Annotated in this window: 19 protein-coding genes and 1 riboswitch; of the genes, 11 read left to right on the top strand and 8 right to left on the bottom strand. The window is 65.0% G+C overall.

Annotated elements, in window-relative coordinates:
* Positions 1-29 precede the first annotated feature (29 nt).
* Genes fliJ through fliF form a run of 5 tightly spaced genes read right to left on the bottom strand, consistent with a single transcriptional unit; the run spans position 30 to position 5,552 of the window.
* The gene (gene fliJ / locus P3T40_RS04745; RefSeq protein WP_429266511.1) at positions 30-479 is read right to left on the bottom strand and encodes a flagellar export protein FliJ; all 450 of its coding nucleotides are present in this window, start codon (positions 477-479) and stop codon (positions 30-32) included.
* An 11-nt stretch (positions 480-490) separates the two neighbouring features.
* On the bottom strand, positions 491-2,116 hold the full coding sequence (gene fliI, locus P3T40_RS04750) for a flagellar protein export ATPase FliI (RefSeq protein WP_429266512.1): 1,626 nt from the start codon (positions 2,114-2,116) through the stop codon (positions 491-493).
* Entirely contained in the window at positions 2,110-2,793 is a 684-nt protein-coding gene (gene fliH, locus P3T40_RS04755) for a flagellar assembly protein FliH (protein WP_429266513.1), read from the bottom strand. Before fliH ends, fliI begins: the two co-directional genes overlap by 7 nt.
* Positions 2,780-3,775, bottom strand: a complete 996-nt coding sequence (fliG, locus tag P3T40_RS04760) for a flagellar motor switch protein FliG (protein ID WP_429266514.1) — start codon at positions 3,773-3,775, stop codon at positions 2,780-2,782. The genes fliH and fliG overlap by 14 nt, the downstream gene beginning before the upstream one ends.
* A complete protein-coding gene (gene fliF / locus P3T40_RS04765) occupies positions 3,765-5,552 on the bottom strand; it encodes a flagellar basal-body MS-ring/collar protein FliF (RefSeq protein ID WP_429266515.1) in 1,788 nt (595 codons plus the stop codon). The genes fliG and fliF overlap by 11 nt, the downstream gene beginning before the upstream one ends.
* Positions 5,553-5,788: 236 nt before the next feature.
* Here fliF and fliE point away from each other — a divergent pair, with 236 nt between their 5' ends.
* The 5 genes from fliE (at position 5,789) to P3T40_RS04790 (ending at position 9,242) form a co-directional block, all read left to right on the top strand.
* Entirely contained in the window at positions 5,789-6,124 is a 336-nt protein-coding gene (gene fliE, locus P3T40_RS04770; RefSeq protein ID WP_429266516.1) for a flagellar hook-basal body complex protein FliE, read from the top strand.
* A gap of 296 nt (positions 6,125-6,420) precedes the next feature.
* A complete protein-coding gene (gene fliS / locus P3T40_RS04775; RefSeq protein WP_429266517.1) occupies positions 6,421-6,864 on the top strand; it encodes a flagellar export chaperone FliS in 444 nt (147 codons plus the stop codon).
* Complete coding sequence (locus tag P3T40_RS04780; protein ID WP_429266518.1) at positions 6,861-7,187, top strand: flagellar protein FliT; 327 nt, start codon at positions 6,861-6,863, stop codon at positions 7,185-7,187. The genes fliS and P3T40_RS04780 overlap by 4 nt, the downstream gene beginning before the upstream one ends.
* A 178-nt stretch (positions 7,188-7,365) precedes the next feature.
* Positions 7,366-8,913 carry a flagellar hook-length control protein FliK gene (locus P3T40_RS04785; protein WP_429266519.1) on the top strand — a complete coding sequence of 516 codons (1,548 nt, stop codon included), beginning with the start codon at positions 7,366-7,368 and terminating at the stop codon, positions 8,911-8,913.
* Complete coding sequence (locus P3T40_RS04790) at positions 8,913-9,242, top strand: EscU/YscU/HrcU family type III secretion system export apparatus switch protein (protein WP_429266520.1); 330 nt, start codon at positions 8,913-8,915, stop codon at positions 9,240-9,242. The genes P3T40_RS04785 and P3T40_RS04790 overlap by 1 nt, the downstream gene beginning before the upstream one ends.
* A 60-nt stretch (positions 9,243-9,302) precedes the next feature.
* Here the strand turns inward: P3T40_RS04790 and P3T40_RS04795 are convergent, their stop codons facing one another.
* On the bottom strand, positions 9,303-10,721 hold the full coding sequence (locus P3T40_RS04795; protein WP_429266521.1) for a coniferyl aldehyde dehydrogenase: 1,419 nt from the start codon (positions 10,719-10,721) through the stop codon (positions 9,303-9,305).
* Between the two features lie 50 nt (positions 10,722-10,771).
* Positions 10,772-12,454, bottom strand: a complete 1,683-nt coding sequence (locus tag P3T40_RS04800) for an isovaleryl-CoA dehydrogenase (RefSeq protein WP_429266522.1) — start codon at positions 12,452-12,454, stop codon at positions 10,772-10,774.
* A 347-nt stretch (positions 12,455-12,801) separates the two neighbouring features.
* Between P3T40_RS04800 and P3T40_RS04805 the strand changes: the two genes are divergently transcribed.
* A complete protein-coding gene (locus tag P3T40_RS04805) occupies positions 12,802-14,442 on the top strand; it encodes a GMC family oxidoreductase (protein ID WP_429266523.1) in 1,641 nt (546 codons plus the stop codon).
* A 404-nt stretch (positions 14,443-14,846) separates the two neighbouring features.
* Positions 14,847-16,610, top strand: a complete 1,764-nt coding sequence (locus P3T40_RS04810) for an OmpA family protein (RefSeq protein ID WP_429266524.1) — start codon at positions 14,847-14,849, stop codon at positions 16,608-16,610.
* A gap of 76 nt (positions 16,611-16,686) precedes the next feature.
* Here the strand turns inward: P3T40_RS04810 and P3T40_RS04815 are convergent, their stop codons facing one another.
* Positions 16,687-17,652, bottom strand: a complete 966-nt coding sequence (locus tag P3T40_RS04815; protein ID WP_429266525.1) for a LysR substrate-binding domain-containing protein — start codon at positions 17,650-17,652, stop codon at positions 16,687-16,689.
* 302 nt (positions 17,653-17,954) lie between these two features.
* Here P3T40_RS04815 and P3T40_RS04820 point away from each other — a divergent pair, with 302 nt between their 5' ends.
* The 4 genes from P3T40_RS04820 to metF all read left to right on the top strand — a co-directional run bounded on the left by P3T40_RS04820 (position 17,955) and on the right by metF (position 21,797).
* The gene (locus P3T40_RS04820) at positions 17,955-18,728 is read left to right on the top strand and encodes a glycosyltransferase family 2 protein (protein ID WP_429266526.1); all 774 of its coding nucleotides are present in this window, start codon (positions 17,955-17,957) and stop codon (positions 18,726-18,728) included.
* Positions 18,729-18,797: 69 nt separating this feature from the next.
* Positions 18,798-18,933, top strand: a riboswitch (S-adenosyl-L-homocysteine riboswitch).
* Positions 18,934-18,966: 33 nt separating this feature from the next.
* The gene (ahcY, locus tag P3T40_RS04825) at positions 18,967-20,388 is read left to right on the top strand and encodes an adenosylhomocysteinase (protein ID WP_429266527.1); all 1,422 of its coding nucleotides are present in this window, start codon (positions 18,967-18,969) and stop codon (positions 20,386-20,388) included.
* Between the two features lie 191 nt (positions 20,389-20,579).
* On the top strand, positions 20,580-20,933 hold the full coding sequence (locus P3T40_RS04830; protein WP_429266528.1) for a phage holin family protein: 354 nt from the start codon (positions 20,580-20,582) through the stop codon (positions 20,931-20,933).
* Between the two features lie 33 nt (positions 20,934-20,966).
* Positions 20,967-21,797 (top strand): methylenetetrahydrofolate reductase [NAD(P)H], encoded by an 831-nt coding sequence (gene metF, locus P3T40_RS04835; RefSeq protein WP_429266529.1) that lies wholly within the window; start codon positions 20,967-20,969, stop codon positions 21,795-21,797.
* The last annotated feature ends 8 nt before the right edge of the window (positions 21,798-21,805 follow it).

Consider the following 21,805-nt stretch of genomic DNA (forward strand, 5'->3'; position numbering starts at 1 on the left):
CCGGTCATGCGGTCATGCAGGCGCGCGGGTTATGCACCCTCAGCGCGCATCCTGAGAGTTCGTGCTGCGTGTTCATCGGCGTCGCGCTGTTCGCGCCTTGCCGTCTGCTGGGCTTCCGCTGCGTTGCCGCGTGCCTGCAGTACTTCGTACGAGCCTAGCTTCTGTTTTTGGCGCTGCCAGTCCGGCTTGGCCGCTTCGACCTTCGCATTGGCCGTGTTCATCAGCTTGCGCTGCTGTTCGATGGCGGCGTCGAGCGTGTCGATGAAAGCCTGGAAATTGCGCATGTTGCCGGCCGGCATCCCGCTCCGCGCGGTTGCCGTGAAGCGAGAGTGGTATTCGTCGCGGTAGCTCACCAAGGCGTCAAGCTGCGCCCGCGCGTCGGTCGCCTCGCGCTGGGCGCGGCCCAGGCGTTGGGCGGCGGCGTCCACGTCGTCCTGGGCGAGGCCGATAAGCGTCTTGATTGGAAAGTGTTTCGCCATCGTCAACCTCCTTAGCCAAACAGTGCATTGAGTCGTTGCAGACTCGCGTCGAATCCCGCAGATTCGCGGAAACCCTGTTGCAAAAACGCTTCGATGCGCGGATATAGCGCGATCGCGCGGTCGAGTAGCTGGTCGCGTCCGCTTGAATAGGCGCCCACATTGATCAGGTCGCGGTTACGCTGGTAACGCGACAGCATCTGTTTGAACAGACGCGTCTTCTCCAGGTGCGGCTCTTCGATCAACGCCGTCATCGCGCGGCTGATCGAGGCTTCGATATCGATGGCCGGGTAATGGCCGGCTTCCGCCAGCGAGCGCGACAGCACGATATGGCCGTCCAGAATCGCGCGCGCCGAATCGGCGATCGGATCCTGCTGATCGTCGCCCTCGGTCAACACTGTGTAGAACGCCGTAATCGATCCACCACCCGCCGGTCCATTGCCGGTGCGCTCGACCAGCGCCGGCAGCTTCGCGAATACCGAGGGCGGATAGCCCTTGGTGGCCGGTGGCTCGCCGACGGCGAGCGCGATTTCGCGCTGCGCCATCGCATAGCGGGTCAGCGAGTCCATCAAGAGCAGCACGTGCTTGCCCTGATCGCGGAAGTACTCGGCGAGCGAAGTGGAGTACGCCGCGGCCTGCATCCGCAAGAGCGGTGAGACGTCCGCGGGCGCAGCCACGACAACCGAGCGTGCAAGGCCGTCCTCGCCAAGAATCTGTTCAATGAATTCCTTGACTTCGCGACCGCGTTCGCCGATCAGGCCAATCACGATCACCTCGGCGCTGGTGTATCGCGCCATCGTGCCGAGCAGCACCGATTTACCGACGCCCGAGCCGGCGAAGAGCCCCATGCGCTGGCCGCGGCCGACCGTCAGCAGCGCATTGATCGCGCGTACGCCGACGTCCAGCACCTTGTGGATCGGCTCGCGGTTGAGCGGATTGATCGTCGGTGCGGAAAGCGGCGCGTCCGATCTGGCGCCGAGAGGCCCGAGTCCGTCGAGCGGCCGCCCCGAGGCGTCCAGCACCCGGCCAAGCAATTCCCAACCGACCGGCAAGCGCTTCGCGCCCGCCATCGGATCGGTGATCGGCGCGCTTTCGAGCGGATAGACACGTGCGCCCGGCAACAGGCCGATCACCTCGGTGGTTGGCATCAGGAACAGCTTGTCACCGGCGAAGCCCACCACTTCGGCTTCCGCCATCGACAGCGAGCTGCCCTGCGGTAGTTCGATCATCACCTCGGCGCCGACCGACAGGCGCAACCCGACCGCTTCGAGGACGAGGCCCGCCGCTCGCGTCAGACGTCCACAGGCGCGCATCGGTTTCGCGATGGCGTTACGGGCGCGCAGTCCATCCAGATGAGCGCGCCAGGCGTTCATGTGAGGGTTGTTGGCGAACGCCGGGTTCGGCGCGGGGCGTTGCGGCGTGTCGACGGCGCTCGGCGCGGCCAGTGCGCCGTCGCGGCTCGCGGCGGTAAACGGGGAGCTCGAATGCCCATGGCGAGGATCGTGCGAGGTGGCCTTCGGACGCGTCGTGTCGTTGGGCTCGGCCAGCAGCGCCTCGGCGCCGAACGACGCCAGCGCCAGCTCCTGTTCGAGCGGCGTCAGGTCGCTCGTGCGGATGTCCTCGATGGTCGGCTTTACCATGTGCTTGCCTTGCCGAGGGCGGCGGCAACCCGCTCCCAACGTGTGTCGATGCCGGCGTCCACTTCGCCTGTGCCGGCGTGGGCGCGGCAACCGCCGCGCTCGACCGCCGGGTCGGTGCGCACAGACCAGCCGCGCGCCTGCAATTCTTCCATCAGATAAGCCTCGACCACCGGCAGGTCAGCCGGGCTCACGATCAGGTGCGGCGCGCCGATCAGTGCAGGCTCGACTGCCAGCACTTCGCGCGCGGCGGCGATCAGCGCGGCCGGGTCGTGCTGCACGTGCTGGCGCACCACCTGCTGCGCGATGTCGAGCGCGAGTGCGACCAGCGTTTCCGAAATTTCGTGTTGCGCGCCATCGAGCGCGGCCTTGAAGGTTTCCGCCAGTGCGGCGAGGCGCGCGGCTTCTTCGCGCGCTTCGGACTGCCCCTGGGCGAAGCCTTGCGCGTGACCCTGGTCGTAGCCAGCCTGGTAGCCGAGCGCCTGGCCGGCCACGTGACCGGAGGCGACGCCCTGAGCGTGCGCGGCATCGCGCAGGCGTTGCAGTTCGGCTTCGAAGGCACCGTCGTCGACCACCTCCTCCGGCGGCGCCGGCGGCACTGGGTCGAACGAGGCCATCTCCCAGCGCTGGTAGGCTGAGAGGCTGCCTTTGCGCGCGGGATCCTGATCAGACATATGCATCTTCCGCCTTGCCGCCTATCGCGATCTGGCCGCTTTCTGCCAGGTTGCGCACGATCTGCAAAATGCGGCGTTGCTGCGTTTCCACTTCGGAAACGCGTACCGGGCCGCGGGCATCGAGGTCTTCGGCGAGCAGTTCCGCTGCACGCTGCGACATGTTCGAGAGGAACTTCTGACGCAGTGCCGGCGGGGCGCCCTTCAGCGAAATGATCAGCGCTTCGGACTCGACTTCCTTCAGCAGCAACTGGATCGCGCGGTCTTCCAGATCGAGCAGGTTCTCGAACACGAACATCTGGTCGATGATCTTCTGCGCGAGTTCGGCGTCGTACTGGCGGACGTTTTCGATTACGCCTTCTTCGTGGTTGCTCGACATGAAGTTGAGAATTTCCGCCGCAGTGCGGATGCCGCCCATCGGGCTGCGCTTGAGGTTGTCGCTGCCGGAGAGCAGGCCAGTCAGCACGTCGTCCAGTTCGCGCAGCGCGGCCGGCTGGATGCCGTCGAGCGTGGCGATCCGCAGCAGCACGTCGTTGCGCAACCGGTCGCTGAAGCAGGAGACGATCTCGGAGGCCTGATCGCGGTCCAGGTGAACCAGGATGGTCGCGATGATCTGCGGGTGCTCGTTCTTGATCAGCTCAGCCACGGCCGACGAATCCATCCACTTCAGGCCCTCGATACCGCTCGTGTCGCTGCCCTGCAGGATCCGGTCGATGATCGCGCCGGCCTTGTCGTCACCGAGCGCCTTGGTCAGCACCGAACGGATGTAGTCGCTCGAATCGAGCGACAGCGCCGTGTGCTGCTCGGCCTCGCGGACGAATTCGTGCAGGACTTCGTCGACCTGCTCACGCGTCACGTTCTTCAGCGCCGCCATTGCGACACCGATCTTCTGGACCTCGCGCGGCCCGAGAAACCTGAATACCTGCGCGGCTTCTTCCTCGCCGATCGACATCAGCAGGAGCGCGCTTTTCACCACGCCTTCAGCGCTCATCGGACACCCAGTTCTTGACGACAGTTGCAACGATCTTCGGATCCTGGCGCGCGATGTTGCGTGCGTATTCCAGGTTCCGCTCGAATTTGTGTTTATCGCTCTCAAGCGACATCAGCTCGGACTCGCCGTCGTCGTCGCCAGCCGCGCTGCCGTTGCGCTCGGCGACCGGCAGGCCGTCGAGCAGCATCGGCTCGTCTGGCGAGGCCAAGGCGGCGATCGGCGGCGCCGGCGGCGGGAAGGCGCGGCGCAGGGCCGGCTTGACCATCACGAAGTACAGGAACAGGGCGACGGCGCCGATGCCCAGATAAGTCCCAAGCTGCCTCGCCAGCGCGATCATGTCAGGCGTGCGCCACCACGGCAGGTTCGCGTTCGGGTCGACGTCAGTGGTGAAGGCGCTGTTGACCACGTTCACCGAGTCGCCGCGCTGGGCGTCGAAGCCCATCGCATCCTTCACCAGTTGATTGACCTGAGCGAGCTTGTCGGCGCTGAGCGGCTGCATGGTCGCGTGCCCCTTGGCATCCACCGTGGGCAGGTAATTCACCACCACCGCCACCGACAGCCGCTTGATGTTGCCCACCGACTGCTGGATGTGACGCACGGTCTTGTCGAGCTCGTAGTTGGTGGTCGCATCCTTGCGATCGCTGACCGGCGTCGTGGCCGGTGCGCCGGTGCCGTTCGGCGCGTTGATCGGCGCGGAGGCCGGTTGCGGCGGCTGGTTCGACAGCGCGCCCGGCACGCCGGAAGCACCGCCTTGCGACAGCTCCGTGTCCGTGCTGGTCTGCTGGCTGCGAATCGCCGCCTGCTGCGGATTGGCGTTCGGGCTGTAGGTTTCCGAAGTCTGCTCGGCCTGCGCGAAATTGACGTCGGCGCTCACCTGCGAGTGCGCATTGCCGGCGCCGAACAAGGGAGCCAGGATTGCGTCGATACGCTGCTGCGTATCGTGCTCGATCTGCTGCACATACTTGAGCTGGGTGGCGTCGAGCCCCGCGCTGGACGGCGGCTGGGTCAGCAGATTGCCGTCCTGGTCAACGATGGTCACGCCGCGTGCCGGCATGTCGGGCACCGCCGACGCCACCATATGGGTGATCGCCGTCACCTGACCTTCGTCGAGCATGCGGCCCGGATACAGGTTCACCAGCACGGCGGCGGACGGCGTCTCATGGTCGCGCACGAACACGGACGGCTTCGGGATGGCCAGATGCACGCGCGCCGACTTCACCGCGTTGACCGATTCGATAGTCCGTTCGAGCTCACCCTCCAGCGCCCGCTGGTAATTGACCTGCTCGGCGAACTGACTGATGCCGAACTTCTCGTTGTCCATCAGTTCGAAGCCGACCGAGCCGCTCTTGGGCAAGCCCTGTGAGGCGAGACGCAGACGCATTTCGTGCACGTCTTCGGATGGCACGAGAATCGCGCCGCCGCCGTCGGAGAATTTGTAGGGGATGTTGGCCGCTTGCAGCGCGGTGATGATCGAGCCACCGTCCTGGTCTGACAGGTTGCTGTACAGCACCTTGTATTCCGGTGCACGCGACCAGAGCCACAGGCCGACTACGACGGCGACCAGCACGGCGACGGCGAAGATCAGCGGCGCGCGCGGATTGCCGCGCATCTGCGTCAAGCCGGACAGGCGCTGCGTAAAGTTGCCGCCGAGACCTCCACCGCCGAGGTCCGCGGCGCCGCCGGCCTGACCGGCGGCGGGCGCACCGCCAGGCGCTTGTGCGCTGGCGAGGCCCATACGGGCGTCGGGGTTGATCAACGAGTTGGCTGACGAATCCATGCGTCGGGTATCTCCGGGATGCCTGGGGTCCTGCCGCTGCCGCCACACCGGGGTCGGCGGGCGCACGGACAGAGACTTTCACCATTGGAATTATGCGCAGGCACAGACAACCCGATTGCCCGAATAGAGCAGGGTTTCCCCCCTAGTTTCGGGTCTTTCGAACCAGGCCCACTGATATTCTTTCGGTCAGATCGGCTAGGCTTGGCTGCGCCGCTCTACCTTCCTCTGGAGAGAACATGACAATGCCCGTGAACGCGCTCTCGTCGGCGCTGCAGCAAATGCAGGCGATGGCCGCGCAGGCGGCCGGCGGCACCGAATCCGTGGCGGATCAGGCCGGTGCGGCAAGCTCAAGCGGTTTTGCGTCGGCGCTTAAGGCGTCGCTCGACAAGATCAGCGCCGACCAGAACACGGCGGCCGGCGAGGCGAAGGCGTTCGAAATTGGCGCGCCCAACGTCTCGCTGAACGACGTGATGATCGACGGTCAGAAGGCCAACCTGGGTCTCCAGTTCGGCCTGCAGGTGCGCAACAAGCTGGTGTCCGCCTACAACGACATCATGCAGATGTCGGTTTGATAGCATGGCCGTCGGCTGATGCACTCACCGGTAGCAGGACCGCCGGCGTACCCGTAGCGGGCGTGCCAGGATGTTTCCGGTCCGCGAGCGGGTGCTTGCGGCCGCGAGGCGCCACACGACACCACTGCGGACATGCCGGTTGCATTTTGCGGCGTTTCGCTTCAAACCTCCTCATAGCGGCCTAAAGCTTTTCGGTTGCCTATCCGATAACCAGGTACAGACTGACATCCGGGCGCGGCGACGTGCCCGGGGAGTCGTCTCATACTTTCCGATTCTGCAGCAAAGGAGGAGCGCCGATGTTTTCCCAAGGACACGCTGGAGCCAACGCATACGCAAAGGTGGGTGTCGAGACAGGCGTGATGGGTGCCAGTCCGCACCGTCTGGTCGTCATGCTGTATCAGGGCGCGCGTCAGGCGATTGCGCAGGGACGCATGCACCTCCAGCAAGGCGGTCCGTCGGCGGTGGCGGCGCGTGGGAATGCCATCAGCAAGGCGATCCGGATTATTGAAAGCGGGTTGCAGGCGTCGCTCAACATCGAAGCAGGCGGTGAGATCGCCGAGCGCCTGAATGCGTTGTATAGCTATATGACGCGTCGCCTGCTGGAAGCCAATATCCAGAAGAGCGAGGTCATGCTGGTCGAAGTCGACCGCCTGCTGGCCACGCTCGAGGAAGCGTGGATCGGGATTGCCCCGGAGATCGCGCGGATGGCGGCACAGCCGTCCGCGGAAAGTATGAGATGACTTCGAACGCAGAATATTTTGCCCGCTACGAGGCGATCGCAGCGATTTCCGCACGCATGCTGCTGGCAGCGCGCCGCGCCCTGTGGAGCGATCTGGTGCCGTTGCAGGAAGAGTACCGGCACCTGGTCGATGCGTTAAAAGACGCGGAAACCGGGGTGAGGCTCGACGAGCTGGAGCGCGCGCGCAAATTCGACCTGATCCGCCGGATTCTGGCGGACGACGCGGCGATCCGGGATCTCGCGAACCCGCGCATGGCGAATCTGTCGGCACTGTTTGCCGGCCGGCCGGCCCGGGTGCTCAAGGAGTTGTACGGAGCCCGCTGAGCTTTTTTGACTGCGATAAGTTGACTGCGTTAGCCGCGCGCAGTCAGGTGTAAATCTGAATTCGGTGCCCCCAAACCTGGCCCTTCGTGCCAGGCCCCCCGAGGGGGTCAATCCCACAGGGGGACTTCCTGCGGGGCGGAAAACTCGGGGCGGCCCAGCGTTTTCTTGAGGAACCGGCATGAACGGAATCGACACGGCCATCGCTTCGCTGCTTGCGAGCCGGGTCGACAGCCTGCTCAATATCGCTCCCGGCGCGCCGAGCACGGCGCAAGCGGGTGCGTCCGCGCTGAGCGGGGACACCCCGGTCACGCCGGGCACCCCCGAGGTGCCGACGCCACCTCCTGCCTCCGCGCAGACCGTCTTGTCAGCGGTGGCGCAGACACTCAACGCGATTGCACTCTCCGGCGGCGAGGTGACCACGGCCATTCTCGGCCAGTTGCCGATCTGGCCCGCCGCACCGGCACTCGACGTCGAGATGGCCGAACTTCCCCTGTTCGATTCGGCGGGCGGCCAGTCCGCGGATGCGGGCAATCCAAACGCCGCGAATACAGCAAACACAGCTAATCCGACGAGCGCGACGGGCACGACTGCCACGGCCGCCACCAGCGTGGCGGCGTCGCCGGTGCCGGTCGCGGCGCTCGCCGCAGCGCTCGAGCAGACCGTGGCAGGCAGCGGTCTGTTCTACGAAGCGCATCTGGCGCAGTGGCTGGCCGGCCAGTTCACGCTGCCCGACCTCGCCAGCGAACCGCAAAACCGCCTGCTCGATACCGCTTCGCAGTTGCCGCTCGACTGGGCGGCCGACGCCGATGCCGGCGCGCAACCCGGCTCAGCGTCGGCGTCGGCGCAGCAGGCCCGCCCTGGCACGACGCAGACCGCCGGCGGTGCCGCCGAGGGGAACAGCGCGGCCCGTGCGCAGCCTTCGATCATGTCGCCCCAGGCCGCGCGCTTCGCCGCCGGGGAAGTGCTGGCGAATTCGCTTTCCGACCTGTCCGCCCAGCCTGAGCGCGCCGCCTTGCACGCCGCGGTTGCCCAGACGAGCGATACGCCGACGCAGGCGACGCAATCGGTCGCTTCGGCGATCAATGCGGCGACGGTTCCGCTGGTGCGCCAGCAACTCGACATGCTCGCCACAGGGCAGTTTCGCTGGAGCGGCGAAGCGTGGCCGGGCGCGAAATTCGACTGGACCATCCAGCAGGACGGCGACGAGTGGGAGCGCGGCGGCGGGGGCGCCGGCGCGGAGGAGGACTATCCGTGGCGCACCCGGCTCGCGCTGTCGTTGCCGATGCTGGGTACCGTGGATGCCGAACTGATCCTCAACGGCAACCGCCTGTCCGCGCGGGTGCTGGCCAGTCCGCTTGGCGCGGCTCGGCTCGTCGAGCAAAGCGAGAGTTTCAGGCAGCGCCTCGCCGCTGCCGGCATTGAATTGAGCGGCCTGTCGATTCGCGAGGTGGGTGGTGCCGTGCCGTCAGGTGCGTCGAGCGCCGCGGCCGCCGCAGCGGCTCAGGCGGCAGCCTCCGCCTATGCACGTACGGCGCCGGCCGGCGGCGATGCAGCGGACGGCGATCCCAAGGGCGCGTCGCGCCGAGGCTACCGTTCGGAGCAGGCCGAGCGGCCCCAGCGCCCAGAGCGGGTTGAACGCCAGACGCGCCCGGCACGCCCAGGGCGCCCTGAACGCGCCCAATGGCCGACCACGACGACGGATACCGATTTCGACTGGGACATGTGATGAGCCGCACGCATCGCAAGAGCGCAGCCGCGCTCGTCTACGACGCACAGAGCAGCGACCTCGCGCCGCGCGTGATCGCGAAGGGCTACGGCCTGCTCGCAGAAATGATCATCCAGCGCGCCAAAGAGGCGGGCCTGTATGTGCATGAGGCGCCCGAGATGGTTTCGCTGCTGATGCAGGTGGATCTGGACGCGCGCATTCCGCCGCAGCTCTATCAGGCGGTGGCCGAACTGCTGGCGTGGCTGCACCGGCTGGAAAGCGGCGCGGCGGACGAGCCGCCGTCCACCGCGCTCGAGCCTGTCGAACCGGTCGAGGTAAAGGGCGACTAAGGTTTCGCGATGCGCCCGGGTGGCGCGATCGATCGCGAACCTGTCCTTCGGCTGTGGGCCCTAGAACCTCAGCATCAGGTTGAGCAGCGCCTTGACGCGCTTGCCATACGGCGGCGCGACCCACGCCCGTGCGTTCCAGCGCGCCTGGGTGAGCACCGGCTTCATCTTCGAGAAGGTCACGAAGCCTTCGTAACCGTGGTACGCACCCATCCCGCTTGCGCCGACGCCGCCGAATGGCAGGCTCTCGCAGGCCAGGTGCATCAGCGTCTCGTTGACCGCCATGCCGCCCGCAATGGTTTCCCGCTCGACTCGGCGGATGGTCGCCGCATCGTCGTCGTACAGATATAGCGCAAGCGGTCGCGGCCGGGCGTTGATCCACGCGATGGCGTCGTCGAGCGTGTCGTAAGGCACGATCGGCAGTAGCGGCCCGAAAATCTCCTCTTGCATCAGCGCGGTCTCGTCCGCCGCGTTCGTTACGGCGATCAGCGGAAAACGCCGCGTCGCCGCGTCCGCGACGCCGTCAGCGAGTGGATGGAGTTGCGCGCCGGCCGCCTGCGCCTCGTCGACGAGGCGCTCCAGCCGCGCGAAATGACGCTCGGAGATGATCGACGTGTAGTCGCGATTGCGCGCGAAATCCGGATACATCGCCGTCATGCGCGTGCGAGCCCGTTCGATGAACGCCTGCTCCTTGCCGCGCGGCACCAGCACGTAGTCGGGTGCGACGCAGGTTTGCCCGGCATTCATCGTCTTGCCGGCGACGAGGTTGTCGACTGCGTTGTCGAAGCGCGCATGCGGGCCGATGATGGCGGGCGACTTGCCGCCCAGTTCTAGCGTGACAGGCGTCAGATGCTCAGCGGCGGCGCGCATCACTTCGTGGCCCACCTTGGTCGAGCCGGTGAACAGCAAATGATCGAACGGTTGCGCGCTGAAGGCGGCGGCGAGCGCGGCGTCGCCATTCACCACGGTGACGTGGTCGCGCGCGAAAGTCTTCGCGATCAGTTGCTCGAACAGGGCCGAGGTGCGCGGCGTCAGCTCCGACATCTTGATGATGGCGCGGTTGCCGGCGGTGAGGGCGCTCACCAGCGGACCGGCGGCGAGCAGCACGGGGTAATTCCACGGCACGATGACGCCGACCACGCCGAGCGGTTGCGGGATCACCTTGGCGCGCGCCGGCAACAGCCACTTGTTCGTGCTGCGCCGCTGCGGTCTCATCCAGCGCTTGCCGTGCCTGAGCGCGCCGTCGATCTCCTCTTTTACGAGGAGGAACTCCGCGAGCAGAATTTCTTCCTTGGCGCGGTTGCCAAAGTCCGCGTTCATCGCTTCGGCGAGTGCGTCGCGGTTGTCGAGCAGCATCGCGCGCAACGACTTCAGATGTGCGGCGCGGTTGTCCCATGCCGGATACGGCGCGCGCAGATACGCCTGGCGTTGTTCGCGCAGCAGCGCTCCGAGCGCGGCAATCTCTGGCAGATCGTTTTTCATGTCCACTCCCTTGATGGTGGTCCGTGCGCGGTTGGCCGCGCTTATTTTGATCAGGCCGGGAAGGCCCGTTCGATAATCGCCGCGTGATTGAACGTGGACGGCAGCGTGCCGTACACGCGCCCGCTTTCGCCGCAGCCGTCGGCGAGGCGCGTTGCGATGAAGGCATCGGCGACTGCCGCCGGCGCGTACCGCACCAGCAGCGTTGCCTGCGCGGTCAGCACGATCTGCTGGGCGATCCGGCGTGCCGACGCTTCGCGTGTTTCGGGCGCAGCTTTGAGCGTGGCGGCGAGGCGCTCGAGCGCAGCGATGAGCGCGGGATGCCCCTGCGCATCCACCTGCCACGCGGCAAAGAGAGCCTGCGCGGCGTCGGTTTCACGCTCCATGGCGCGCAAGACGTCGAGGCACATCACGTTGCCGGAGCCCTCCCAGATCGAATTGACGGGCGCCTCGCGATAGAAGCGCGCCATCGGTCCTTCTTCGACATAGCCGTTGCCGCCCCATACTTCCATCGCTTCGCCGGTGAACTCGAGCGCGCGCTTGCACACCCAGTACTTCGCGGCCGGCGTGACGATGCGCCGCCACGCGCGTTCTTCAGGCGCACTCGCGGCGTCTTCGAATGCGCGGGCAAGCCGCATGAACAACACCGTCGCCGCTTCGGATTCCAGCGCGAGGTCGGCCAGCACGTTTTGCATCAGCGGCTGCTCGGCCAGATGCCGGCCGAACGCGGTGCGATGCCGCGCATGGTGGATTGCCTGCACCAGCGCGGCACGCATCAAGGCGGCGCTGCCGATCACGCAATCGAGCCGCGTGTAGTTGGCCATTTCGATGATGGTCGGCACGCCCCGTCCTTCCTCGCCAATCAGGATGCCGTACGCGTCGAGAAACTCGACTTCGCTGCTCGCGTTCGAGCGATTGCCTAGCTTGTTTTTCAGGCGCTGGATCTGCACGGCGTTTTTGCTGCCGTCGGGCGCGAAGCGCGGCACGAAGAAACAGGACAGGCCCTCGTGATCGTCGGTTCGGGCGAGCACCAGATGGGCGTCGCACTGCGGCGCGGAAAAGAACCACTTATGGCCGACGAGCTGATATGCGCCGCCGCGACCGCTTCCCTCGCTGCCGCCCGTGGCGTAAGCGCGGGTCTGATTGCTGCGCACGTCAGAACCGCCCTGTTTCTCGGTCATGCCCATGCCGATCAATGCCGAGGTTTTCTGCGTGAGCGGCAGGTCGCGCGGGTCGTGTTCGCGCGCATAGAGTTTGTCGCGCAGCGTCTCGAATAGCGCGGGTTCGCGCTGCAGCACGGGAATGCTGGCGAAGGTCATGGTGGTCGGGCATAGCGAGCCGGACTCGATTTGCGCATGCAGGAAGTAGCCGGCGCAGCGTGCGGCCATCGCGCCACGTTGCGGGTCGGAGAACGGCAGCGCGTGCAGTCCTTCACGCCGCAGCAAGGACAGCAGGGTGTGCCAGGCCGGGTGAAATTCCAGCGCGTCAATGCGCTCGCCGCGCGGGCTGTACGTGAACAGTTCCGGGGTATGGCGGTTCGCTACTTCGGCGAGCGCCAGCGTCTCCGGTGTGGTGAGTGCCGCGCCATCGCGCAGCAGCGCCTCGCGATGCCAGGCAGCGCCATCGCGTTCGAGAGCCGCGACGAGGGCGGTATCGCTGGCAAACAGGTTGTAATCCGCCAGTGGCGGGACCTGATTGGTGACGTCGTGCGTTGTTCCGGGGCCATGCCGTTCCATCTGCTGTCTCCGTTCGCCGGATCTGCGCCGGGCTCTGATTAAGAGGGCGTTTGTTTTATCGAGGGATGCCGTGCCGCGTGCCAGTTACGCAGCAAGCGTAATGCCGTGTTTGAATGCTACGCCTCTGGGCGCCGTGCGGCCTCTGGAAGGCACTGGCCGTCGCAAGGTACACCTCGGCGGCCCCGCCTTTCATCATAGGGTCGCGATGTGTGTTTCGTTTAGAGGGATAGCTCTGGCGCGGACCTGCCACACCGCGACAACGCTCCCTACAATGCGCAGGAAACACACGTAGACAAGTGTGCACGAGACAGCGGACCGCACCACGCGGCCCGAATCAGGAGGAGCGCATGCAATACGACTACATCATCGTAGGTGCGGGGTCCGGCGGCTGTTCGCTGGCGGGCCGTCTCGCGGATGCCTGTCCCGACGCGACCATCGCGCTGATCGAAGCCGGGCCGCATACGGACCGCAATCTGTTCGTCAACATGCCGGTTGGCGTGGCGGCCGTCGTGCCGAACAAGCTCAAGACCAATTACGGCTATGAGACCACGCCGCAACCGGCGCTGGCGGGCCGGCGCGGTTATCAGCCGCGCGGACGCGGCGTGGGCGGTTCCAGCGCGATCAACGCCATGATTTACACGCGCGGCCACCCGCTCGATTACGACGAGTGGGCGCAACTCGGCTGCGAGGGTTGGGCCTGGTCGGACGTCTTGCCTTACTTTCGCCGTGCCGAGGGCAACGAACGCGGCGCGGATGCGTGGCATGGCGCGGACGGCCCGCTGACCGTCAGCGATCTTCGCTATTGCAACCCATTCTCGCAGCGCTTTGTGAAGGCCGCACTCGAAGCGGGCCACCGCGCCAACGCCGATTTCAACGGTGAGGACCAGGAGGGGATCGGTTTCTACCAGGTCACGCAGCGCGATGGACGGCGTTGCAGCGTCGCGCGGGCCTATATCTACGGCCGCAACCGCTCCAATCTGCACACGCTGGCAGATGCCACGGTGCTGCGTGTGACCTTCGACGGCAAGCGGGCGAGCGGCGTCGAGATCGTGCGCGGCGGCTGCACCGAGACGCTCGAAGCACGGGCCGAGGTCGTGCTTGCGGCGGGCGCGTTCAATTCGCCGCAGTTGCTGATGTGCTCGGGCATCGGACCGGCCCCGCATCTGCAATCGTTCGGTGTGCCGGTGATTCACGACGCGCCGCAGGTCGGCCAGAATCTGATCGACCATATCGATTTCACGATCAACAAGCGGGTGGCATCGATCGAGCCGACAGGCTTTTCGCTGCGCGGCATCGCCCGGATGGTGCCGCAGTTCGTGAGCTTCATGCGGCACGGCACGGGCATGCTGTCGAGCAACGTCGCGGAGGCGGGCGGGTTCCTGAAGAGCCGGCCCACGCTCGAGCGGCCGGATCTGCAATTGCACTTCTGCGCAGCCCTCGTCGACGATCACAACCGGCACATGCACTGGGGCCACGGCTATTCGCTGCATGTGTGCGTGCTGCGGCCGCATAGCCGCGGCGCGGTGACGCTCGCCAGCGCGGACATGCGGCAAGCGCCGGTGATCGATCCGCGCTTCCTGAGCGATCCGCGCGATCTGGATCTGCTGCTGGAGGGGGCGCATATCGCGCGGCGGATTCTCGATGCGCCGTCGCTGGCGCTGTGCGGCGGCAAGGAGCTGTACACGCATCCGGGTCAAAGCCACGAGGAATTGCGCAAGACCATCGCGGAGCATGCCGACACGATCTATCACCCGGTCGCGACCTGCCGGATGGGCAGCGATTCGGCCTCGGTGGTCGATGCACAGTTGCGGGTCCGCGGCGTGTCGGGACTGCGGATCGTCGATGCGTCCGTCATGCCGACGCTGATCGGCGGCAATACGAATGCGCCAACCGTGATGATCGGTGAGCGAGCCGCGGAATTCATCGCGGCAGCGCGCCGCGCTGGGCCGTCGGCCCGGGCGGGTGTGGCGGCGGGGGTGATTGCGTGAGCGCATGAGCACATGCGTCAGCGCCGTGGTACCGGTGATTTTGATATACGGCCGGAATGAACCGAATAAAGCGCGGGCTGCATGAGTTATTGTGGCTCGCGCTCCCGTCAATCCCCCTTTTCTAATAATCTGAGTGGGCTCCCTCCATCCGAATAAACAAGCATGGACTTGTCGGATTAATCCCATAAACCCGTCTGAAATCTCTTCTTGACCCATCGATAAGGCTCCTGGCCGGATGGAGCGAAATGATCGATGTAAGGGCTGCATTCAAGGGTATTTGAAGACAATTCCGAATTTATGTAATTAATCTTCTCGATCCGTTTTTGAGATTTTCACGCCCCTATACTCTCGCGGCGAAAAAGAGCGTGTCAGGTGGCGCGTTCACCCACTCAAGGAACGAGTCGATGAGTATTAATGTAATTCAACTGATTCAGTGCGCGCTGTCAGATAGCGTGGTGCGGCAACTGTCGGCGCGCTTCGGGCTGCCGGGAGAAGCAACGGATAAAGTCATTAGCGCAGCTGCGCCGGCGCTGGTCGCCGCACTGATGCACAAGGGTGCCACGCTGGATGGCGCACGCTCGTTGTTCACGACGATCATGGCGCCGGAAGTCAACGCGCACATCGGCGAACAACTGCCGCAACTGCTCGCCAGCACGGCCGGCTTGAGCCAGCTCGAAGGCGTTGGCCGGCAACTGCTGCAGCGCGTGACGGACCGCCGGATCGACGGCCTGAGCGACACTATCGCCGCGCAAACCGGCGTGCCGGCCCAGTCGACGCATGCATTGACGGGCATTGTCGGCGCGACCGTTCTCGGCGTGCTGAAGCGCCATTTCCTCGACGCTCAAGGCAGCGTCGGACAGTTGCCGACGCTGCTCGGCCATCAGTTGCCGTCTATAGCTCCCTACCTGAACGACGGGCTGCTCTCGGCGCTCGGTCTCGGCGGCGTCGCCACGTTCATGGGCAGCGTCCTGTCGCAACTGAAAGCGGTCTCCGCGCATATCGAACATCCGGTCGCCCCGGCCACGCCGGCCGCGCAGCCGGCCCCGTCCGCTCAGGCCACGCCGCGCGTGCCGGTCGACGCCGTGTTGCGTGAGGAGCGGCGCTCGCACAAGTGGTTGTGGTGGCTGCTCGCCGCTATTGCTGCCGTGCTTGCGTTCCTGTTCCTGCGCGGCTGCAACCATGAGCAGACGGCTGAAGTAACCGCCCCGGCTCAGGCAGCCTCCGCGCCCGCAGCAGTCGCCGCTTCTGAGACGGCCGCCGCGGCTAGCGATGCTGCGGCATCGGCCGTGGCTGCTTCGGATACGGCAGCCCCGGCTGTCGCCGCAAGCGCCGCTGAGGCGTCGCAGCCGGCCGCTGCTCCGGCACCCACGAAAGACAGCCAGTTGACCTTCACGGTCGATCCGGCCGGCAAGCCGACGCTTAACGCCACCGTTGGCAGCGAAGCCGAAAAGGCCACGTTGCTCGACGCACTGACGAAGAAATTCGGTGCCGATCACTTCACGGCGAACGTCACGGTCGATCCAGACACCAAGCCGGCGGACTGGCTCTCGCACCTCGATGCCCTGCTGCCGCTCCTGGCCCTGCCGGGTGCGGAAGTGAAGGTGGACGGTGCGCACATCGAACTGAGCGGCGCGGCGGCGAACGCCAAGCTCGGCTGGCTTGACCGCCTGAAGTCGCTGTTCGGCGCGTCGTACCAGATCGGCTCGTTCAACGTGGACCAGGCCGTGGCTGACGCCACGCAGTCGTTCCGCAGCGCCGTCAAAGGCCTGCTCGCACCGGATAGCTCGTGCGCGGTGGCCGATGTCGTCAAGGTGCTGAACCTGCAGGTCATCAACTTCGCGAGCGCAAGCGCCCACGTGCCGGCATCGGCTGTGGAAGATCTGCGCCAGTCGGCCCAGGTGCTGATGGCCTGTTCGCACAATGGCAAGGCCGCGAAGCTCGAAGTGGCGGGCTACTCGGACAACGTCGGCGGTGATCAGGCGAATCTGCAACTGTCGAAGAAGCGCGCCGAATCGGTTCGTGCGTTCCTCATCAAGACGGGCGTGCCGGCTGACTCGTTGAGCGCGCAAGGCTATGGCGATGCGCGTCCGGTGGCGAGCAACGACACGGCGAGCGGCCGCTTTGCGAACCGCCGCATCGAGTTCGTCGACGGACAGCAGCAACAGTAAGTCGCACACTCAAGCACGCACGAGGTCAGTGCGCTGCTGCGAAACATGCCGCCCGGCGCAAGCCGGGCGGCATGTTTTATTTGGGCGGTGCAGACGCAACGCCGACCGGCACGGCCCCGGTAATGCCGATGTCGGGCCAGTGCATCAGGTCGTCGCCGGTCTGCGTCCGCAGGGTTTCGCGCGCCACCTCGAGCCACGCGCGTGCGGCGTGCGAGAGGTAGCCGTTGCGCCGCCAGCCGATCGCCATTTCCCACGGAATCTCGGGCTCAATCACCGGCCGGCAGGTGAATTGCGTCGCGTCCAGCCGCCTGCAATAGGGCGCGGGCAACAGCGCAATGCCGACGCCAGCCAGCACCAATGCCGCCATGAAATCCCAGTGACCGCTGCGCCCGACGATGGTCGGCGCGAAGCCGGCCGCGCGGCACGCGCTCAGGACTACGTCGTTGAGCGCGAGGCTTTCGCCATAGAACACGAACGGCTCGCTAGCGAGCTCCGCGAGCGGCACCTGCTGCAGGTCGTCCCAGCGTGAACCGCGGCGCGCGACCAGCCAGAGCCGCTGATGCGTCATCGGCAGCACGTCGATGTGTTCGGCGTCCACCGGCTGCAGCACGCCGCCTAGCTCCAGCTCTCCATTGATCAGTGCCGTTTCGATGGCCCGCGAACCCTGTTCGAACAGTTTCAACTCGATCTTCGGATAGCGCTGCCGGAACACGGCAATGGCGGGTGTGAAGAGCGATCCGCCCATCGGCGGAATACCGATGGTCAGCTCGCCGCGTCCGAGCGTGTCCAGATCGTTGAGCTCAGCCTGCAATCGCGCGTGCGCGGCGAGTACGTCCTGACCGCGCTGATAGACGATGCGTCCGGCGTCCGTGAGCACCATGTGCCGGCCGTCTCGCAACAACAGCGGCGAGCCGATCTCGTCTTCCAGCGATTTCACCATCTTGCTGATGGTCGGCTGGGTGACGAACATCTGCTCGGCGGCCACGGTGAAGCTTTGCTGGCGCACGACTTCGACGAAATAGCGGAGGGCACGAAGTTCCACGATCTCAGGCTCCAGAATTCCAGTACGGAATGATTTTGACGTTGTCGAGTCATTATATTTATGTTGCGGTGCAACCTACACCCAGCTTCGTCGAAAGTCACGTAGGAGCATTGTCACGAGCGCGGACCTCGCCTCCCCGACGCACAACCACCGGCAATCGCAAACGGCGTCGTGCGCGGTCCACTGCGCCGTGTTGTTCGGCGCGGCGGCCTCAACCCGTTTTCAGGATGAGCGCCAAATCAGCCGCGCTATGATGAGCGCCAACTTTTACCCGCGCTTTCGCGCCGTTCTCCGCGCCTGTCATGCTGCCCATTTCGATCATCATTCCGTGCTACAACGCAGCCGCCACCCTCGCTCGCACGCTCGATAGCTGCATCATCCAGCCCGAGGCGGCGCAGATCATCGTCGTGGATGACGGCTCGAGCGACGATTCGATCGGGATCGTGCGCCGCTACGGTGAGCGCGATGCACGCATCGGTTTGCTGCAGATGCCCGTGAATGGCGGCGCCGCGCGGGCGCGCAACTGGGCGGCGATGCACGCCACGCAGCCGTTGTTAGCCTTTATCGACGCCGACGACGAGTACTTGCCCGGCGCGCTCGCGGCCGCGAGCGGCTTTCTCGAACACCATCCCACCGAAGCCTCGATCCGCCTCGACGTGGAATACGCAGGTTTTCCGGCGGAGATCGTCGTGCATCCGCAGTTCGAAACGCACGCGGCGACGCTGAGCAACACGGTGCCGAGCAGCCTCGTTATTCGCCGGTCGGTCTATGCGGCGTTCGGCGGCTTTCCTATGGACGACTTTTTCCGCCGCAACGGTGGCGAAGACGGCGCGTTTTCGTGGGCTCTGCGCGAACTGTTCGGCAACCGGCGTCTAAACGACGCCAAGCGCGTGCGCATGCATTACCACCCGCGCATCCATGCCGAGCGCTATTTCCGCATCTGCTTCGGTATGCAGGCGCCGGTTCAGGCCGATGTTGAGGAGTCGTTCCGCCTTTCCGGCCTGTTCGTCGAAGCGGCCAAAGCCAGCATCGCGCAATTGCGCGCGCTGAGCACGCCAGCCAGTGGGGCGGCATAAAAGCCTCGAAGTCCCCCGCATCACCCCACGTCACCCCGACTTCATCTCGATTTGCTACAATCGTCGTTCGTCTCCGAGGAGCGTTGCGACGGGTACCGCGAATCTGCATTCGCTGGCCGCCCGCCAGGCTCGGGGGCCTTCAATCGGACGGCTTGATCGCGCGCTGCGCTTTCCAGGCCACCGCATCGAACCGCGCTCACGTCAAATTTCTAGTCAATTTCTTAGAAAGGAGGGCGTGATGAACGCCGCAGTTATCGATTCCAAAAATTCCCAGGATTTCATTGTTGCCGACCTGTCGCTTGCCGACTGGGGCCGCAAGGAACTGAACATCGCCGAGACCGAAATGCCCGGTCTCATGCAAACGCGCGAAGAATACAAGGCCAGGCAGCCGTTGAAGGGCGCGCGCATCGCCGGTTCGCTGCACATGACGATCCAGACCGGCGTGCTGATCGAGACGCTGACCGCGCTCGGCGCCGACGTCCGTTGGGCTTCGTGCAACATCTTCTCGACGCAGGATCACGCTGCTGCGGCGATTGCCAAGGCCGGCACGCCGGTGTTCGCGTTCAAGGGCGAATCGCTCGACGAATACTGGGAATTCTCGCACCGCATTTTCGAATGGCCGAACGGCGAATTCGCCAACATGATCCTCGACGACGGTGGCGACGCCACGTTGCTGCTGATCCTTGGTTCGAAGGCTGAGAAGGACCGCTCGGTTATCGCGAAGCCGACCAATGACGAAGAAGTCGCGCTGTACAAGTCGATCGCTTCGCACCTCGATGCAGACCCGACCTGGTACTCCACGCGCCTGAGTCACATCAAGGGCGTGACCGAAGAGACCACGACCGGCGTGCACCGTCTGTATCAGATGGAAAAGGAAGGCCGTCTGCCGTTCCCGGCCATCAACGTCAACGACTCGGTCACCAAGTCGAAGTTCGACAACCTGTATGGCTGCCGTGAGTCGCTCGTCGACGGTATCAAGCGCGCCACCGACGTGATGATCGCCGGCAAGATCGCGGTGGTCGCAGGTTACGGCGACGTGGGCAAGGGCTGCGCGCAATCGCTGCGCGGTCTGGGCGCGACCGTGTGGGTGACGGAAATCGATCCGATCTGTGCACTGCAGGCCGCGATGGAAGGCTACCGTGTCGTGACGATGGAATACGCCGCCGACAAGGCCGACATCTTCGTGACGGCCACCGGCAACTTCCACGTGATCGGTCACGACCACATGAAGGCGATGCGTCACAACGCGATCGTGTGCAACATCGGCCACTTCGACTCGGAAATCGACATTGCGTCGACCCGTCAGTACCAGTGGGACAACATCAAGCCGCAAGTCGACCACATCATTTTCCCGGACGGCAAGCGCGTGATCCTGCTGGCTGAAGGCCGCCTCGTGAACCTCGGTTGCGCAACGGGCCACCCGTCGTTCGTGATGTCGAACTCGTTCACGAACCAGACGCTCGCGCAGATCGAACTGTTCACCGAAGGCTCGAAGTACGAGAACAAGGTGTATGTGTTGCCGAAGCATCTCGACGAGAAGGTTGCACGCCTGCATCTGGCGCGCATCGGCGCGAACCTGACAGTGCTGTCGGACGAGCAGGCTGGCTACATCGGCGTCGACAAGAACGGTCCGTTCAAGCCGAACCACTATCGTTACTAAGCAAAGTCGCTAATAGGCCGCTGTTGCGGCGCGCAGAGTGTCGCGCGTCGCAACGGCATCCCCACGTTGCACGCCATGGCCACATGGCGTGCGGCAAGGGGGCAAAGGCGGTGCCGTACGGCGATCCGCCTTTGTTTCATCGCCGGCCTGTTCCGCTCAATTCTGGACTCTCAGCCTAAAAGGAGCTTTACATGACCGTGCTGCTGACCTGGGTGATCAACGCGCTCGCGCTCCTGATCATCACGTACCTCGTGCCCTCGATCCACATCCGCAGCTTCGGCACCGCGCTGATCGTCGCTGTGGTGCTCGGCCTGATCAACACGGTGCTGCGCCCGGTGCTGATCCTGCTGACGCTGCCCGTGACGATCCTCACGCTCGGAGTCTTCATTCTGGTCGTCAACGCACTGTGCTTCTGGCTGTGCGCGTCGCTGCTGAAGGGCTTCGAAGTGTCGGGTTTCTGGTCGGCGTTCTTTGGCTCGATCCTGTACAGCATCGTGTCATGGCTGCTGTCCGCGCTCATCTTCGGCAACCGCAGTTTCGGCTGAAATGAGCCTCATTTTTAGAACGGCGATTGAGTCATGAATCCGCTCGAACTTTCATTCGAATTTTTCCCGCCCAAGACGGCGGACGGCGTCGAGAAGCTGCGCGCTACGCGTGCGCAACTCGCACCGCTCAAGCCGAAGTTCGTCTCCGTGACCTTCGGCGCCGGTGGTTCGACGCAGCAAGGCACGCTCGACACCGTTGTCGATATGGCGAAGGAAGGGTTGCAGGCGGCGCCGCATCTGTCGTGCATCGGCTCGTCGAAAGAGAGCCTGCGGGCGATCCTGAACGAGTACCGCGCGCATGGCATCCGTCATATCGTGGCGCTGCGCGGCGACCTGCCGTCCGGTATGGGCGAGGTGGGTGAGCTGCGCTACGCGTCGGAACTGGTGAGCTTCATTCGTGCCGAGTTCGGCGACTGGTTCTGGATCGAGGTGGCGGGCTACCCGGAATACCACCCGCAGTCGCGCTCGCCGCGCCACGATCTGGAGAACTTCGCCCGCAAGGTGAAGGCCGGCGCCAATTCGGCCATCACGCAGTACTTCTTCAACGCGGATGCGTATTTCCGCTTTGTCGACGACGCGCGCAAGCTCGGCGTCGACGTGCCGATCGTGCCCGGCATCATGCCGATCACGAATTTTTCGCAGTTGATGCGCTTCTCCGAGATGTGCGGCGCGGAAGTGCCGCGCTGGGTGGCGCGCCGGCTGGAAAGCTTCGGCGATGACCGCGAAGCGATTCGTGCGTTCGGACTGGATGTGGTCACGGACCTGTGTCAGCGCCTCGTTGATGCCCGCGTGCCGGGGTTGCATTTCTATACGCTCAACAACGCAGCGGCCACCAAGGCCATCTGCGAGCGGCTGGGTGCATAAGTTTGAGT

The organism is Paraburkholderia sp. EB58, assembly GCF_050436665.1.
Lineage (GTDB): Bacteria > Pseudomonadota > Gammaproteobacteria > Burkholderiales > Burkholderiaceae > Paraburkholderia.

Excerpts from the sequence above, each read along its gene's own strand:
- fliJ (WP_429266511.1), bottom strand. The coding sequence starts at position 479 with ATGGCGAAACACTTTCCAATCAAGACGCTTATCGGCCTCGCCCAGGAC.
- fliI (WP_429266512.1), bottom strand. The coding sequence starts at position 2,116 with ATGGTAAAGCCGACCATCGAGGACATCCGCACGAGCGACCTGACGCCG.
- fliH (WP_429266513.1), bottom strand. The coding sequence starts at position 2,793 with ATGCATATGTCTGATCAGGATCCCGCGCGCAAAGGCAGCCTCTCAGCC.
- fliG (WP_429266514.1), bottom strand. The coding sequence starts at position 3,775 with ATGAGCGCTGAAGGCGTGGTGAAAAGCGCGCTCCTGCTGATGTCGATC.
- fliF (WP_429266515.1), bottom strand. The coding sequence starts at position 5,552 with ATGGATTCGTCAGCCAACTCGTTGATCAACCCCGACGCCCGTATGGGC.
- fliE (WP_429266516.1), top strand. The coding sequence starts at position 5,789 with ATGACAATGCCCGTGAACGCGCTCTCGTCGGCGCTGCAGCAAATGCAG.
- fliS (WP_429266517.1), top strand. The coding sequence starts at position 6,421 with ATGTTTTCCCAAGGACACGCTGGAGCCAACGCATACGCAAAGGTGGGT.
- P3T40_RS04780 (WP_429266518.1), top strand. The coding sequence starts at position 6,861 with ATGACTTCGAACGCAGAATATTTTGCCCGCTACGAGGCGATCGCAGCG.
- P3T40_RS04785 (WP_429266519.1), top strand. The coding sequence starts at position 7,366 with ATGAACGGAATCGACACGGCCATCGCTTCGCTGCTTGCGAGCCGGGTC.
- P3T40_RS04790 (WP_429266520.1), top strand. The coding sequence starts at position 8,913 with ATGAGCCGCACGCATCGCAAGAGCGCAGCCGCGCTCGTCTACGACGCA.
- P3T40_RS04795 (WP_429266521.1), bottom strand. The coding sequence starts at position 10,721 with ATGAAAAACGATCTGCCAGAGATTGCCGCGCTCGGAGCGCTGCTGCGC.
- P3T40_RS04800 (WP_429266522.1), bottom strand. The coding sequence starts at position 12,454 with ATGGAACGGCATGGCCCCGGAACAACGCACGACGTCACCAATCAGGTC.
- P3T40_RS04805 (WP_429266523.1), top strand. The coding sequence starts at position 12,802 with ATGCAATACGACTACATCATCGTAGGTGCGGGGTCCGGCGGCTGTTCG.
- P3T40_RS04810 (WP_429266524.1), top strand. The coding sequence starts at position 14,847 with ATGAGTATTAATGTAATTCAACTGATTCAGTGCGCGCTGTCAGATAGC.
- P3T40_RS04820 (WP_429266526.1), top strand. The coding sequence starts at position 17,955 with ATGCTGCCCATTTCGATCATCATTCCGTGCTACAACGCAGCCGCCACC.
- ahcY (WP_429266527.1), top strand. The coding sequence starts at position 18,967 with ATGAACGCCGCAGTTATCGATTCCAAAAATTCCCAGGATTTCATTGTT.
- P3T40_RS04830 (WP_429266528.1), top strand. The coding sequence starts at position 20,580 with ATGACCGTGCTGCTGACCTGGGTGATCAACGCGCTCGCGCTCCTGATC.
- metF (WP_429266529.1), top strand. The coding sequence starts at position 20,967 with ATGAATCCGCTCGAACTTTCATTCGAATTTTTCCCGCCCAAGACGGCG.